This is a genomic window from Micromonospora sp. AMSO12t (assembly GCF_008806585.1).
Taxonomy (GTDB): Bacteria; Actinomycetota; Actinomycetes; order Mycobacteriales; family Micromonosporaceae; genus Micromonospora; species Micromonospora reichwaldensis.
This window is the reverse complement of the sequence record NZ_WAAS01000029.1, coordinates 1-15,881: the sequence shown is the minus strand read 5'-3', so window position 1 is coordinate 15,881 and position 15,881 is coordinate 1. Positions and strand designations below refer to the sequence as shown.

The window sequence follows — 15,881 nt, the reverse complement described above, 5'->3', positions numbered from 1 at the left end:
TGGGTTGCGGCTGCAAGGTCGATATTCCACATAGGTACATGGAGGCTCACTTGCGTCGGAATATCGCAGTCAGCATGGCTGCGCTTGTCGCCGTGCTCGGAATCCTGGTTCCTCAGGGGTCCGCGCTCGCCGGCAGTGGCGCGCCATTCAAGCTGCCCTACCGGGCTGGACACGCGTACACCATCACCCAGACCCCCGGGAGCGGCTACTCCCACAACGACGGCTACAACCGACATGCCGTCGACTTCGCCATGCCGCAGGGCACCCCGATCGTCGCCTCGGCCGCCGGCACCGTCCGCTACGAGGGATGGAGCAGCGGCGGAGGCATAATCGCGCTGATCGACCACGGCAACAATCGATGCTCCCAGTACGCCCACCTCAGCACCACCATCGTCGACAGAGGGCAATGGGTGGCGCAGGGGCAGCACATCGGCGCGTCCGGCGCCACCGGAAATGTGACCGGTCCACACCTGCACTGGAACGTCGTCTACTGCGACTCCCAGCTCAGCCGCGAGATCCCCAACACCGTGGAGAACGGCACCAACTATCCCACCGGCACCGCGCCCGTGAGCCAGAACTCCCTTTCCACCAACCTGCCCGGAGCTGATGGCGAACGGGTGTCCGACTTCAGTGGTGACGGTGCCGCCGATGTGCTGGGGGTCGCCGCCAACGGCGACTTCTGGTACTACCCGCACAACCTTTCCGGTCTCAGCACCCCGGTGAAGATCGGGATCGGTTGGGCGGCCTTCAAGCACGTCATGGCCGCCGACTGGAGCGGTGACGGCGCCGCCGACGTCCTGGGAGTCGATTCCTCAGGAAGGCTGTTGTACTACCCGAACAACAGCTACAAACTGTCCGGCTACACGCAGATCGGGAATGGCTGGGCGGCCTTCAAGCACGTGATGGCCGCCGACTGGAGCGGCGACGGCGCCGCCGACATCCTGGGAGTCGACGCCAACGGAAACCTCTGGTACTACCCCCACAACGGAACCGGCCTCGGCAACCCCGTCAAAATCGGGAACGGCTGGGCGACCTTCAAGCACGTCATGGCCGCCGACTGGAGCGGCGACGGCGCCGCCGACATCCTGGGAGTCGACGCCAACGGAAACCTCTGGTACTACCCCCACAACGGAACCGGCCTCGGCAACCCGGTCAAAATCGGGAACGGCTGGGCGGCCTTCCTACACGTCATGTGACAGTAACGATCCACCAGGGCGGGTCGGCCCAGGCACCAGACCGGGTGCCGGCCTTCAGTGCGGCGCTGATCCTTCAGAGGTGCGCGACAAGCTCGACCCGACTCGGCGATCATGCGTCACACATCGGCACGATGGCTACTTGAAGTAAGAGCGCGGGCGGCCTGTCCAGCCACAGCTCTGGCACCCGAGATTGCGGCGGGGCCGCTCCCGGAAGGAGCGGCCCCGGAGTTCGGCGTTCAACCCGTTCGATCAGTCCAGGCGGTATCGAGGATCACCTGGTACGCGCTGATCCGCACGGGCGACAGCGTCAGTCGCTCGTGGGCGAGCAGCTCACCCGTCTTCGGGTCGAAGATCAGCAGAGACTGCGCGTCGTGTTCGCGGTCGTCGAAGGTGACGGCGACCCCGTCCCGACCGGCGCGATCAACCACCTGTCCCCGCCATCGGATGCCGGGCACGTCGGCGAGGACCCGCAGGATCTCCGCTCGGGCCGCACGCGGTATGACGAACTGCGCATAGAGAGTGCTGACTTCTTTGCTCGCGGCGCCCGGCCCGTGCTCGACCTTCAGCAGTTCGCGCAGCCGCGACGGGTCGGCCGACGGTGGCGTGAGTTCCATGGGCGGCAGCGGGATCATGGCCGGAGCCGCCGTGGCGCCAACTGCGGGACGCGAGCCCAGGTTGCGTTGCCAGTAGTCGCGGGACTCCTGGTCGGGGTACTGCGGCTCCAACTGCGTGTTGATCTGGCTGCCGGTCCCGTCGGCGGCCTGCCAGACCTTGGTCTCGCTGGCGAAGGCGACCCGGTGACGGCCGTCGGCGGAGGTCATCAGCGGATCGCCCCACACCTTCGTGTGGTGGTACATGTAGCGCCCGCCGAGGTGGTCGTACTCCGCGTCCTTGATCTTGCCCGCGAGCGCGCGCAGCTGCGGGCCAGCCTCCGGCGGGTCCGTATCGAACTGGTACGAGACCGGTACGAGCACCGATCCCGCTGTGCTCCCGGGCCCGCCTGCAACGTCCGGTGAGGGCCTGTCGAACGGCTGGAGAACGGCCACGGCACCGACCGCGACCGCCAGCGTCCCCGCCGTCAGAACCAGCCGGCGGGTCGGGCGTACGCGACGACGCCCGGCGACCATCTCGGTGGTGCCAGCGCGGTCGATCAGCTCGTGTGCCGAGACCAGCGGCGGCGCGACGGCGGCGGTCCGGGCCGGGTCGACCGGGCCGAGGAGGGTACGGGTGCGCTCTGCTCCGAACATCACAGTTCCTCTCGCGTGGTCGCCAACACGGGGCGGCGCCGGGCCTGAGCGGGCCGGTTCGACATCGCTTCGGCGAGGCGGCGGCGGGCGCGATGCAGGCGCACCGCCGCGGTCGCCCGAGTACAGCCAAGAACCTGGGCCGCCTCGGACACCGTCAACTCCTCCCAGCCGATCAGCCGGAGAATCTCCTGATCGAGTTCGCTGAGAAGGGTCAGCGCGGCCCGGACGTCGGCGACCCCGACGGTGGTGTCGGCACCCGACGAGCTGGCGACCCGTGCCAGGTCGGCACCAGTGATGGGCAGGACATCGGGGGCGCCGCGCCGCGACCGCCAGTGGTTCGCAAGGAGCCGCCGGGCCACCCCGTACAGCCAGGGCAGGCTGCGGTCCGGCACCTCGTTACGACGACGCCAGGCGACGACGAAGACCTCCTGGGCGAGCTCCGCCGACGCGTCGGAGTCCGCGAGTCGGCGCAGGCCATACCTCACCACGTTCGCGTACTCGGCGGCGTAGAGGCCGGTGAACCAGCCCTCGTCCCTCTCCTTCGGTGGACCCACCCGAACCCCCATTGCCTCGGCGACTCTCACCCTGGCTTGTGTCACGACAGGCCTGACGATTACCGACGAGCTTCTCCCAGCCGTTACTGAGGAACCCCGGTGACCACGATCGGACGCGGCGGCGTCTACCTCGATAGAGGACAAAGCCGCGGCGCTCGTGAAGCACCGCGCGGATCTGCGTGATGTCGTCGGCCCGGAGTGTGGTGCCTGCCTGGGTCAGGGTCGAATACCGCGCCGTGCTACGAACTCCAGGAAGTCTGGTGCCTCGAGTGTTGGGTCGTCGGTGTCGTGGTAGTGGAACCACACCTCGTCGCTGCACCGGCCGCCGAGGACGGGGAAGCACCAGTAGTCGCCTGTGCCGACGGGTGCCACTGCGACGAAGGACCCGTCCGGGAACTCGGCTTGGCTGATGGAGAGGACGTCGTCGACGTGGTGCGCGGACGCTGCTGTGGGTACGGACAGCAGGTCGAGGAACCCGAACTGCCCGCCGCCGTAGCGCATCATGAATGCCTTGTACTGCTTGGGCAGGGTCGCGTTCAGCGCTCGCTCCGCCTCGGTGATGTCCTCCGCCGACGCGGTCAGCCCTTCGATCACCTTGAAGTCTTCGATTTCCTCGAAGCCGGACCTGGCCGCCCGGGTGCGCAGTGATTGAACGTGCTGGTCGAACTCCTCGAGGTCCATGCCGTCGATCATCTGCGACTCCTAGGGCGTGTTCTAGAGGTCAGGACCGGTTGGTGGGCCGTCCCGGGTAGTCACGGTCGGCCAGCCAGATCGTCAGGTCTTTAGCGATCGCGGAGATGTTGGTTCCTGTGGTGTGTTCGTGCTGGTGGTGGCTTGGGTCGCGGCGTTCGACCTCGTAGCTGCCGTCATCGAGCAGGGAGACCGAGGCGTACCAGTCACTATCGTCGGCGGGGTTGATGGTGACGAAGGTGTTGTCGGGCTGGTCGAGGTCTTGCAGCAACATGTACAGGGCGTCCTCGGACGGGTCGGCGATGTGGTCGCCGTTCTCGGTATCGGCGTCGTAGTAGTCGGCGGCCATGCTGCTGTCCCTTGGTGAGCCGGTGCTGGGGTTCGAGGATCCCATGCTGGTCACAGCCATTCGTTGATCGCCGCGATGTGCACGACCGCCTCGAATCGGACGGAGAGCTTGTCGTAGCGGGTCGCGACCGCCCGGTGACGTATCAGTCGGACCAGGTGTGGGTGCGGTCCTCCGCCGAGCTTCGCGACGCACCAACCCCAAACCGTGCAGCCAGGTCAGGTCCCGGTGGGCCGTCAGCCGCGACACGTCGCAGACCAGGGCCACATCCAGTGTCGACGCCGTACCGTGCTGCGCCAGGAACGACAGGATCCGCCACCGCCTCCGGGGCGCCGCAACCCGCCCGCGATCAGGTCGACACGGAGACATGCCGAACTCGCCCGCGTCACCCTTCGTCACGCCTCGCGATCATCGCCAACGGGGAGGACCGACTCGACGATGCTCGCGATCCCGACCACCGGCATCTGTTCGTGCATCGTGATCACGTCGCCGGGCACCAGACGTCGCCATCGCTGCGGGCTCAGCGGAGCCAGGCGGACCACCGCTCTCCCGCCGGGCTGAAGATCCGGCTGCGCCTCGACCCACAGCCGCGCGACGTACAGGTCAGGGTCGCCCGCCGCCGTCACATCGCCGATGTCCCACAGCGGACGGAGGCGCCCATCGCCGGGAATCGGAGTTCGCCTGCCGCCAGCGACGTCCGGATCCACGAGCTGAAGGTCCGCGCGTATCACCCCGTGAACGACCTCAAAGCGGCGCCAGTGGCACCACCGCTCGGTCCGGGACTGCCACATCATCCTGGCTGCCTCCGCGAGCAGGTCCCAGAAGGCGGTCTCGGAGCGGTACGCGTCGCCCAGTTCCACGAGAATGCCCAACGCGACCTCCCACTCGTCGTGGTCGAGGTACTCGTTGGCATCGGCCACCGTCGTGCCGGCCGCACCCGGCGCGACCGCGGGCACGTGACGGGCAGCCCGACGAAGAAGCTCGGGAACATCCACGGCGTGGATCCTCCCGCAGGATCCATTGGACGCCACGCCCTGGAAGGGGCCAGAGCCAAATATCGGCCATGGAAACCCCGCGGACGGCCCATGTCTCGGCCGGCATCCCGGCTGCCGGCGACGCGCACCGCCCCACCGGCTGGCTAGCTTGTGTCCACGATCACGGCACCGCGTCCATGGCTCACCGGAACCGTCCAACGGCTCCAGCGCACCCACCGAGCGACCACCCACCGCCGACGTACACGAAAAAGGCCCCGGCCCGGTGTGAACCACCAGGCCAGAGCCTTTATTGCTGGTGCGCCGCCAGGGACTCGAACCCCGAACCCGCGGATTAAGAGCCAGCGTCAAATCGATGCCACGCGTGCCCGCGCGTCCCACCAGTCCACGCATCGGCAGGTTTCGGCTGATCCCGCCGGGCGCATGTACCACAAATCCATACGACGCCGACCCTGTCCACGGCGACCGAGCACCCGCCGAGCACCCGGATCTGCGACCACCCGGTTTCCGGAATGTTAGCCATGAGCGGTCGATCAGCCGTTACTTGTACGCCCATCGTCGGTGCCACCGACCTGAAGCCAGTAAGGGGACATCGCTCGCCACCGTTACCATGATGAACGACGGAGTCGGCAGCCGGGGTGCACACCTGTTGGAATGTCGGACGTCGCGGCGAGACCGACTTCCAGGCGCCAGTCAGTCGAGGAACCCGGTCACCGGACCCACACCGGTCAGAAGGCCGGCAGCACGACCGTAGCGGACCATCTCCTGGTCGAAGTTCATGTGCTGGTCCCGCATGTGCGCGACGCCGGGGTCGTCCGGGAAACCCCGGTAGGTGGCGAACATCGCTCCGGCGCGCTGCGCAGCCAACAACCCCGTCAGCGCCGAGGCGCTCACGTCGATGACATTCGCGAACCAGGCCGCCTCATCTACGTGCAAGCTCATGCTGTCCGACAGCCCCCACGCGCGGGCGTGCGCGGTCCCGGACAGCAGGTCGTAGAGGGCGGGCAGGTTACCGAAAGCTTCCGGCACCAGAGTGCTGACCTTCGTGCCCGTCGAGGTCTCCTCGCCGCCGCGGACCACCCGCACGCCCTTGAGGCGTGCGCCTGGCCGGTCAGCGATCGTCTCGATGCGCGCATCCTCCAGCCGATCAAGGAGTGCCTGGCGCCGCCGCTTGATGCCGTCGCCGGGCGCGGCCATGTATGCGACTGAGGGAACCTGCTGGGCGGCCTTGATCGCGAGGGTCGCGTCCTCGACCAGGAATGCGACGCCGCGACCCAGCCGGGTGGCGAACGGCTCGCCTTCAGCGAGCAGCCACCACAGCCATGACGCCGACTCGACGGCTCCCCGCGTCAAGGCTGCGTGCGCGTAGACGGGAGCGCCGTGCTCTCGCACGTGGGTCAACAGCAGTCCAAGGGCGCGTACATGGTCGGCGACGTGTACCGCCATGCTCATCGAGGTGAGCACGCAGTCGCGCCAGATCTGCCGGCGAGCCTGGGCACGGACCATCGTGTTGAGCGCCCGGTCGTCGCGGTTACACCACGCGTCCGGCGCTGGGGTGGCGTCATGCACGCGGGTCAGGGTCTGCTGCAACGTATCGGCCTGCTGCTGGCAGGCACGGGCCGCGCTCAGCAGCAGCCGCATGGCAGGGTCGGGCACCACTTTCTCCTCATCATAAACCACCATGAAGGGGCGAACGAGGTCATCGTGCACCTGAGCACCGGTCTGGCGCCTGCGGTTTCTGCGCCGGGCTGGTCGTGGCTTTCATCCTGTGGCGGCTAGGCAGGTAAGCAGGGTTCTGGACAGCGGGGCAGCGCATCCGGTGTCGGAGCAGAGCTGATCGCAGCTCCATATCGTGAACGCGAATCATTGACGGATCGTCGCTACTGTGCGGCGGTAGTGGCCTCACGCTGTCTGTGGAGGCGATCGAGGAGCTGAGGCGGCTTGGCCCCGGGAGCATGTCTCTGCCGCGCGAATCGTTCAAGCACGACGACCTCGGCAGCGGCGTTGCCCAGTCGGGCGAATATGATGGCGGCCCTCTCGTAAAACCAGGATCCACCCCGCATCCGTTGATTCGTGAGTCGTTCTCTACCGCGTCGATGCATCGGACGGGCGGGTGTTAAGCGCCACCGCCACAGCGCCGTCGAGCCTGGACGGGATCTCCCCCGCCACGTCGGCGAACGTCGGCGCTCCGAACAGCATGTCTGCGGTGATGTGGTGGACGAAAGTCGGACCTGGGTCGCGGCCTGGGTCGACGAGGTGGCCCACTCGTCGACCACCCGACCTCCTTCGACGCGGACCAGGCGATTTCAACCTATTTGCGCTCTAGCTCCCGTAGTATCGCGGGCAGCGCCGGGAGAACGTGTTCATACAGCGTCTCCTGCTCACAGCAGTCGCCTGTCTCGGAGATTGCGGCAGCCAGCTCGCGTAGTGCGAGGGGCCCGTTCAGGGAAAGCGCGGCGGCAATTTGTCGCGCCACAGCCAATTGCCGATCGTCTTGGATCCGTTTCGTTCCGGCGCGCCACAGGTCGACGGACATGCCAACGGGAGTTATCTCCCTACCGAGCTCCCTCTCAAGGTTTGCGATCATTCGTATTCCGTACGCGTCCAGGTCTAGCCACGCCGCCATAGGGAGCTTCAGATCCGCAAGGAACCTCATCAGCCTCTTGCTGGGGTTTCCCTGATTCCAGACGCACAGCCACCGGTTGGTAACGCCGTCCAATAGGCACACCTTCTCAAACGCCTCGGTATTCTCGACTAAGAGAATGCCGCGGGCTGTGCAGTCGACATATCCGAGCGTTCTTACGCCGTGGGCTGGCACAGCTATCCACGGGCGGGCGGCAGCAGCGTCGGCTACAGTTCCGTCGATCACCCATGCGAGCGGGCCACTCAACCTGATCGGTATGTCGGCCTCGTCGACCGCTTGGTCAAACGGCCGGTGCACCAGATTGGCGAACGCAAGGCGGCGTTGGTCGGTCCATCCTTTCGTATCGCCAAACGCCTGTCCGGCGAGCTGCTTAGCCGCCAGGCGTCGACCTTCCCGGTCAGCTGTCCACCAGACGCAGGCGGCCCTCATTGCTAGTTCATACACTGGCCACGAGGTCGTACCGGCTAAGGTTCCGCCTGGGAGGCGCGGAATCGGACCATCCGGAGTCGCCTGCAGCAGTGCCCTTTCCGAGGCCAGTTCCGGGACGCGTGCCATTAGTTCGAGCAGTTCAAGTTTGATGCGCTGGTTGGCGGCCGTCCGGGCATCTAGGCGGAGCTGTCTCTGTAGCAACGGCTCGCCGGTCAGTGCCACGACGATATCGGACAGCCCTTGCTTGGCTGGGCCGGCGCGGAGTAGCTGGTCGAGGCTCGCCAAGTCGACCCGGATGCTTCGTCCGACGTGGCGAGTCAGCCGCCGGCCGAGAACGGCGCCCAGCTCTGATGCCGTGGGGAGGTCGGTCACCTGAATGGTAATCGCTCCGCGCGGCTCCGCTCCGGTTCGTTCCAGCTGCCGACGGACCCGCTGCCACAACACGCTCAGCTCGGGTCGATCAAGGGCGCATCGAACCGGTTCGGGCAGTGATGCGATCATGAGCTGCGCCGGAGCTCGATGCCATCCCAGGTGGTGTGTACGAACGCGATACCGGGAGCGCCCTTCGGCCGGAAGATGTCATAGACCTGCATGCGGTCTATTTTTGGCGAGAACGCCGACCCGCCTGGCCAGGTAATGATCCAGTCCATGTCGAGGTCGGCAAGCAACTCCAGCAGTCGGGTAGTGGTGGGGTCGTCGAGACGTTCGAACGCCTCGTCGAGGAGGACCAGCCGCAGCGGATTGGTGCCCGGGACAGTGAGCGCGTCGTAGAAGGCCGCCGCGGCAGCGAAGAGAGTGACGTACGAGATTAGTCGGGTCTCGCCTGACGAGAGCCTGCGCAGCAGCCGATTGCGCGACTGACCATCTGGCCCGATGTCGCGTACGCGGACGGTGAACGCGTACCAGGTGCGGTAGTCCAGGGCCTGGGTAAGAACTTGGCTGTAGCGGGCGTCGCGGAGGTCGCGTTCGGCCTCAATGCGCTCCTGAAGGGCTCGGCGCAGCTGGGCGTCCTGTTCCGGGCTTCGGGTGGCGAATGACTTCCGGACCAATGCGAGCGCCTCACGGGTGGCGTCATCGAGCGCGGGTGAGGGGTCCCAGCTGAGTTGGACGTGGACACCCTGGCTGGACCGGGCGTCGGCCAGGATGGCGTTCATGCGACCGCACAGGTCGTCGGCGGCATCGATCTGTCGACGCAGGTGCTCGGCGAGGTCGCGCAGCAGGTACTCCTCGAGAATCTCCCGGTAGCGGGTGTCGAGCTGTTCCTTGTGCTCGGCAAGACGGTGGGCGGTCCGGCCCGCGGCAGCGGCGATGGGACGGGCACCTTCACCGTCGCTGACCAGCACGGTGAATACGTCATCCTCGTTCCGCACGGTGGCGTCGTGGCCGTCCGGGAGATGCTCGCGGAAGGTCTGAAGCGCGTTAATCAGATCTGCCTGCTGCAAATCCGAGTGCCAGCCGGCGGCGGTCTGCAGGGCGCTTTGCCGATCGACGGGCGGCTGCTCGTCTCCATCGCTTGCAGCCGCCCAGACGCCGCGTGCCCCGGCGGCGGCGGCGAACCGTCGCTCCGACTGCGCTAGCTCGTCCTGTTTTTGTTGTTCGTTCGGCTCGTCAGCCTTCTGGGCGGCCTCCAACTCGATCACCGCCTTAGAGGCCTTGTCCCGCTCTGCGCGCAGCCGGGGAAGGGCCGTGCGCGTGCGCTCCAGCCTCTGACGCAGCTGTGACAGTCGCCTGTCGTACTCCTCTCCGTCGATACCGAGGCTGTCGAGGTAAAGCGCCACAGCCTTGGCAGCCTGGGCGTAATCGCCGTGGGAGGTGGCTGCCTGATCCTCCGCCTCCTCCCGGTCTGCGAGAGTCGCGGTGTAGGTCTCCATGGGGGCCGCGGCGTCGTGGATTGCCGGAAGGTAGAGGTCGTTTAGTTTCGCGGATAGCGCGCCTGCTGCCTCGATCGCGCTGGTGATCTGGGTCAGGCGCTGCCCGAGCGCTGCAGCTGCGTCCGGCAGGTTCGCCTCGGCTGCCTGGCGACTCAACTCGCTGTGTTTAGCCTGCCATAGCCCCTGGGCCTGAGCGTGCGCCTGAATCTTGGCTTGAGCCTGCAGCTCCGCCGCCTCGCGGTGCTCCCCCACTGCTATTGCCCTCGCGTGCGCGGCTACGACCGGGGCGGCGTCCGGAAAGTTTTCGACATGCTTCTCCCAAGTAGCAAGGTGAACCTCGGCGTCTCGGCTGCGCTGCTGCTGGTTGGTCAGGCGACCGTCGAGGTCCTCCAGAAGTGCAAGCAGTTCCGTGATCCTGCGCTGGCGGTACGCCTGCCGGGTGCTGACCCCGATGTGCTCGGCGACGTCCTTGGTCCACGCACCAGCAAGGCTGCCCGCCCGCCAACGACCCGTCAGCGATACGGCAAGGCCGCCATCGCCAGCTTCGGCCGGGTTATCGGCGATGCGGACCCCTTCCAGCAGACGCGCCACGGCGGCGGCTGCCACGGAGCAGCCGTCATCGGGTGCGGGTACGAGCACAGAGGCCAGAGTCGGCGAGGGTCCGGCGTTGGGCGGTGCCGTCTTGGTGACCGCCAAGACGTCGTGGAGGTCTGGGTCGGCGATAGTCCCATCGGCGGCGACCCAGGCGTCAAGAAGGCCGCTGGCCTGCAGCGCAGCTTCCAACCCGGCCCGCTGCTGCTCGGTTACATGCGGGTGGAAGTCGACCAGTTGGTAGAAGGCCGCACCTGGCCGTTCCTCCCTGTCAGCCGAGGCGTACCGGAACGGGGGTGGCGGAGCATGGACGCCAAGGCGGCGGGCATGCAATTCATCGGCGACGCGTTCTCGCTCCTCAGCCATGTTTTTGAGATCCAACCCGGCTGCGCTAGCGGCATCGCGCGCGTGCGCGACGGCCGGGGCAGCCCACGCCCGATGAGCGGTGCGGCTTTCGGCAGCGCCGCCTGGGTCGTCAACGAGATCGTCCTTGCCCGGTAGCGCAGGCGGCTCGCCGAGATCCACAGCGCTGGCTGGGGCGGCTTCCGCCCACCTGCGTGTCGCGTCAAGCCAGTCCTGGGCGGTCGCCGTGGCATTCTCCACCGCGATGCGGTGGTCGGTGGCGGTCTGGTCGGCAGCCGCGGCAGCCTCCTCCGCGTGTGCCTTGAGTTTAGTAATCTGCTGATGGTCCTGCTCTAGTTGCGAGGCGGTGCGCTGCAGCGTGGCAGCAAGAGCATGTCGTTCGTTGGCGGCGTGTATCGCGTGTTGGGTTTCGGCGGCCACCTGCTGCACGGTGCTAGTCAGCGCGTCGAAGTCGACAGGGGGCGGGGCCACTCGCTCGACGGCTCCCGGGGCGGCCTCGGGGCCGACATCGATCTGGACGTAGTCGGTGCTGCGTGTCAGCTCGGCGGCTGGTGGCGCGGGTGGTGCCGGCAGCAGCCGCGGATCCAGCCCTGCCCAGCCGAACCGCTCGCAAGCGTCCTTAACGGCCTGTACGGTCCCTTCCGCGGCCCGCTTAACTGACAGGAGCACGGACAGCACAGCGCGGGCGGCGTTGTTCTCGGCGTTGCGGCAGTTTGTCGCGTTACGGAGGGCAGATTCTGCCACTTGTTGTAGCGCATCGACGAGTTGGCGTCTGACGTTGAGGTCTCGGTACTCCTGGTTGCCATCCAACTCCCGGACCTGCGCGTTTAGCTCCCGCTCTAGACGCTCGTGCGCCGCAACGTCCAGCGCCGCCTTGTCCCTTACCCGGCATTGCTGGCTCACCGCTCGGACACGCGCCTCGACTACCCGCAGGTGGCCGGTGAGCGCGCCCCGCGCTTGGACAACGGCGTTGGCACGGTCACGAAGGGCCCCGGCCGCGTAGGCGGCGTAGATCCTGAGGAACTTCGACAACGCCTTATCGGCCTCGCGCAACCGCCCGATGTTCTCCCTGATCGCTTCGAGGTCCTGGAACTGGTTCGCCAGCCGCTTGACTACGTCGGGATCCAGTGGTGGCAGCGCGCGTCCGAGGTACTCCTCTAGCTGTCCCTCCACGGCCTTGACACCGACATCGGGATTGCGGAGCGTCCGTTGCAAGTGAAGCAAGTCGTCGTAGCGGTGTAGGTCGCCGATGCCATAGACAACCGTGGCAATCCGTTGCTGCATGGCCTTCGGGTCCTCGTCGAACACGGCGTCAGCACCGAGGCGTTCCTTGAGTCCCTTTTGGTCCAGGGGAGTCTTGTCGGTTCCAGCCAGATTGAAGTCAATGCCGACCCGAGCACCAGTCACGAACCGCCACGAGCTGGCCACACCCTGGGTGGTCTTCGATGCCTTCACCCCGATACCAGCGGTCAGGAATTCCGCACCACCATCGGGTACTTCACGGCGTAGCTCAATCCAGGCGTAACCGATGCGATTGGGTCCCTCAGCGTAGTCGTCGAGCATGAGCCGCCGGATGCTCACTGTGTCATACCCTTTGGCTCCGAGATGGTGCAGATCGCCATCGAGGCACAACGGCAGCAGCAGCTCCAAGGTCCGGGACTTGCCCGACCCGTTGGTACCCTGAAGGATTACCCGTCCGCCCGCCAGGTCGAGCGCGCGCTCGCCATACTCCCAGATGTTGACAATCCCGCCGCGGTACAGCCGCCAGCGCGACGCGTCCGCCTGAGCCTCCGGACCGACGATCACCAGGGCACCTCGCCCTCACCGAAAAGGGTCAGTTCATCCACGTTGTCTGAAGCCGCCTGCTCGGCAGCGTTGCGCTTTTCCTCGACCTTGGGCAGCCAGCGGTGAGCGGCCGGTACGAGAACCACGACGTCGTCGGAGATGCGTCGGGCGATGCCCGCTTGCAGTACCAGGCCGGTCACCTTCGAGGCCAACGCGTCAAGGTTGGCCAACTCGCTCTTTGCCCAGCCCGATGGGTGTCGTTTGACAAGGTCCGCACAGACCGGTCGGATCTGACTGACGCTGACGGCGTGACAGCCGTCGACCTCGCGTGGTTTCGACATGGCTAGCAGTGGCTCCAACGCCAGCAGGGCCATCCGAGCCACTGTCGAGCCGCCGGGAAACGACAGATCAGTCAGGTACTCGTCGGAATCGGTCGCCACCATGCCCTCGGCTCGCGCCTCGACCTGGAGGCCGAAGTAGCGATCCAGCCAGTAGGACTCCTGCCGATGGTGATAACGCAGGTAGTCGGCCTCCTCGATGGGCAGATCAGCGTAAAGCACGACCGGATCCTCTGCGAGCCGACGACGAGCCAGTACGCCAACGACACGGCCGATAGCGGGAGGTCGGTGCCCGGCCCGGTCGGTGGAGTCGACGTCAGAAGTGCGCACCGGCCGCCCCATCAGTCCCAGCAGCTCTGCATCGACTGTTATAAGCGCCTCCTCGGGACCGCCGGATGTCACCGCCGCCACGCTGCCTTCGGTCTCCTCCAGCACGCCCAGGGCGACCAAGTGACGTAGGGCGGCCGCCATCGCCCGGAGTTCGACCGGGTCGTCGCTCACCGCGATGCCGGCCTCGGCCGCAGCTCCGCGCACGTCGGCCACCAGTTGGGACAGCAGGACCTGGCGGCCCACCTCCACCAGCGCCGCGAGCGTCAGGGCCAGGTATGCATAGCTGCGCGGGGTGAACCCGGACACGCCGCGTCCGCCACCGTCATCGCGCTGCTTGAAGAGACGGGCGAAACGGCGCTCCACCCGCAGCGGGTAGCCGAGGTAGGCCGCGAACAGCCGGCGCAGCACAGCCCGGTGCCGGTACAGCAGGGGTAGCAGCTCCGCCTCCGGCCCGTCGGCGTGCAGCAGAGGCTGCCGCAGCAGCGCACGCGCGCACCTGCGGACCTGGGCAGCCTCGATATGCGGCAAGTCACCGAGCAGATCCATGTGACGGCCCCGCTCATCCATGCGGCGACTCCGCTGCCGACGCCCCTTCGCAGACCTCGACATGGACAGCCACGTCGTGCAGCGTCAAAGCGCCGTGCGCGGCCCGGATGCGACACCGGACACCGGCCAGCGGTCCCACGCGTACGCGTAGCTGTGAAGGCGTGTGCAGGAATTCGCCAGCGCCATCGACACGCTCTCGGTAACTCATCGCACGGCGCAACAGATCGTAAAGCACGTCCAGCGCACCGGCCGACAGCGTAACCTCTTCCAGCCGAGCCGCCGCGGCTCGCAGCTCCGCGTACGCCGCCTCACGCCTTCGGGCCTGCTCCTGGGCTTCGACCAGCGCTAGTTGCTCACCGAGAGGATTTTCTACGATCTTGGCCGTGCGGCCTCGCGCGGCTCGATCGCCCCGACTCGACATAGACACCGGGACCGGGGTCCTCATCCCGTCGCGCCACGGCGTCGTGGGCAGCGTATCGTCCACGTCCGGCGCTAGGAGCCAGTGACGCGCACCCCACACACCAAATGATTCAGCATATATGCCGTGCGCTCCCTCTACTGTGGATTGGTCGAACCGGCGGGCGAGCCGAATCAGTTCCGTACGCCGCCCCGGCGCGATCTCTCCTCCGCCGGTTGCTCGCTTGACATTGGCCAGCAGTGACCCAATCGCCTTCGCCGTGGCCTCGCGGAGAGCTCCGACCTGACTGACCTGCCCTGGTCGCTCGACGAACCAGTCCGTTAGGCCACGCCAGTCGCTCATCGAACGGCCCCGGGCGCGCTCGACCGACTCTCCCAACTCGGCGGTCGGCGCAAGGAGTCGCAGCACCTCCGGCAGCGCCGTTTCGAGCGTGCCTAAGGTCTCCGCGATCGGTGTCGTGTGCCGCATGACATCGTCGACAACGAGCTGGATGTACTCGACCAGAAGCCCACGGAACCCAGCGATCTCCTCCGGATTCAGGTCATGCCGAGCCACGACCTGTCCCACATGGGCATAGAAGTCACGCACGGTGGCGGCCAGCTCAGCGTGCTGAAGGAACAGGGTGGTCACCTGCTCCGACAACCGCTCCCGCAACTTCGCCACCGCCGACGAACCCGAGCCGTGTAGCTGCTCAGCCACCAATGCTGCGGATATGGTGCCCGCCGCATCGTCCAGGCCACGCCGGATCGCGGGCAGTAGCTCTCTCGAAACCTCCCGAGCACCCTCCGGAATCGCCAATAGCGCCTCGGCCTCGCGATGTATCCGCAGCGCAAGCTTGTCCACCTGATAACGGAGGCTTCCGTGCGCGAACTCGGCAATCGACTTAGCGTTCGCTTCGCGCCGGCCGGGAACGAGATTTCCCCACTTCCTCAGCTGGGTAAGGCGGTCCACCACGCGGTCTACTGACGATTCCCCTGGCTCAATGCGACCGTCACGCTCGGCAGCGAACAACGCGTTTGACACATCAGTCGCCGATAAATCCGCGAGCAAGGTCGAGGAGAACACTCGCATGATGGCGAAATAGGTACGTGGGAATTCCCTGGAAGTCAGGTACGAGTATCGACGCAGACGACTCTCTGCATCGGAAGGGTCTCCAGCGACGTCGCCCTCTGCGTCCTCCACGTGTCGTACCGTAGCGAGCGACGAGGCCATCCCGGTACCCCCATTGATGTGGACCTTCCAAGAATCAGCAGGCGAAGTCGCGTGGACGAGCGACCTTGCGCTGCCGCTCGTTTGGAGACGCGACGCTCAGGGAATCCGGCTTCATACCTGGCTGGGCACACCTCCCATACCCCAAAGAGGCTGTCCGAGGCCCACCGCCAGCGCTCCGCGCCGCCCTCCCGCACCGCGGCCTGCCCGACCCCTTCGATATGCCAACCGTCCTCACCACCGGACCACCACCGCTGCCGCCAGCCGTGCACCGCAGTCTGCAACACCCGCAACCGCCACGCAATCTCCGGCACCGACACCCTCGGCGAACC

The 15,881-nt window shown here is 66.7% G+C and carries 11 protein-coding genes and 1 pseudogene; 1 reads left to right on the top strand and 11 read right to left on the bottom strand.

Annotated features, from left to right (window positions below; genetic code table 11):
- The first annotated feature begins 74 nt into the window (after positions 1-74).
- On the top strand, positions 75-1,196 hold the full coding sequence (locus tag F6X68_RS07120) for a peptidoglycan DD-metalloendopeptidase family protein (protein WP_151453495.1): 1,122 nt from the start codon (positions 75-77) through the stop codon (positions 1,194-1,196).
- A 236-nt stretch (positions 1,197-1,432) separates the two neighbouring features.
- Here F6X68_RS07120 and F6X68_RS07115 read toward each other — a convergent pair whose 3' ends face one another.
- The 11 genes and pseudogenes from F6X68_RS07115 to F6X68_RS07050 form a co-directional block, all read right to left on the bottom strand.
- A complete protein-coding gene (locus tag F6X68_RS07115) occupies positions 1,433-2,443 on the bottom strand; it encodes a CU044_5270 family protein (protein ID WP_151453494.1) in 1,011 nt (336 codons plus the stop codon).
- Positions 2,443-2,997, bottom strand: coding sequence for an RNA polymerase sigma factor (locus F6X68_RS07110; protein WP_225852033.1), 555 nt, complete (start codon positions 2,995-2,997; stop codon positions 2,443-2,445). Before F6X68_RS07110 ends, F6X68_RS07115 begins: the two co-directional genes overlap by 1 nt.
- A gap of 216 nt (positions 2,998-3,213) precedes the next feature.
- Positions 3,214-3,690: an SMI1/KNR4 family protein gene (locus F6X68_RS07105; protein ID WP_151453492.1), complete on the bottom strand. Its 477-nt coding sequence runs from the start codon at positions 3,688-3,690 to the stop codon at positions 3,214-3,216.
- 28 nt (positions 3,691-3,718) lie between these two features.
- Complete coding sequence (locus F6X68_RS07100) at positions 3,719-4,036, bottom strand: hypothetical protein (protein ID WP_151453491.1); 318 nt, start codon at positions 4,034-4,036, stop codon at positions 3,719-3,721.
- Positions 4,037-4,279: 243 nt separating this feature from the next.
- Positions 4,280-4,402 (bottom strand): annotated as a pseudogene (locus tag F6X68_RS07090) (hypothetical protein); the annotation flags it as partial.
- A 26-nt stretch (positions 4,403-4,428) separates the two neighbouring features.
- Positions 4,429-5,028, bottom strand: coding sequence for a hypothetical protein (locus F6X68_RS07085; protein WP_151453490.1), 600 nt, complete (start codon positions 5,026-5,028; stop codon positions 4,429-4,431).
- A gap of 690 nt (positions 5,029-5,718) precedes the next feature.
- Entirely contained in the window at positions 5,719-6,735 is a 1,017-nt protein-coding gene (locus F6X68_RS07080; protein WP_151453489.1) for a hypothetical protein, read from the bottom strand.
- Between the two features lie 601 nt (positions 6,736-7,336).
- The gene (locus F6X68_RS07065; protein WP_151453488.1) at positions 7,337-8,599 is read right to left on the bottom strand and encodes a Wadjet anti-phage system protein JetD domain-containing protein; all 1,263 of its coding nucleotides are present in this window, start codon (positions 8,597-8,599) and stop codon (positions 7,337-7,339) included.
- Positions 8,596-12,729 (bottom strand): TIGR02680 family protein, encoded by a 4,134-nt coding sequence (locus F6X68_RS07060; RefSeq protein ID WP_192581306.1) that lies wholly within the window; start codon positions 12,727-12,729, stop codon positions 8,596-8,598. Before F6X68_RS07060 ends, F6X68_RS07065 begins: the two co-directional genes overlap by 4 nt.
- Positions 12,726-13,943 (bottom strand): TIGR02678 family protein, encoded by a 1,218-nt coding sequence (locus tag F6X68_RS07055; protein WP_192581305.1) that lies wholly within the window; start codon positions 13,941-13,943, stop codon positions 12,726-12,728. Before F6X68_RS07055 ends, F6X68_RS07060 begins: the two co-directional genes overlap by 4 nt.
- Positions 13,936-15,522: a DUF2397 domain-containing protein gene (locus F6X68_RS07050; protein ID WP_225852032.1), complete on the bottom strand. Its 1,587-nt coding sequence runs from the start codon at positions 15,520-15,522 to the stop codon at positions 13,936-13,938. The genes F6X68_RS07055 and F6X68_RS07050 overlap by 8 nt, the downstream gene beginning before the upstream one ends.
- Positions 15,523-15,881: the final 359 nt, after the last annotated feature.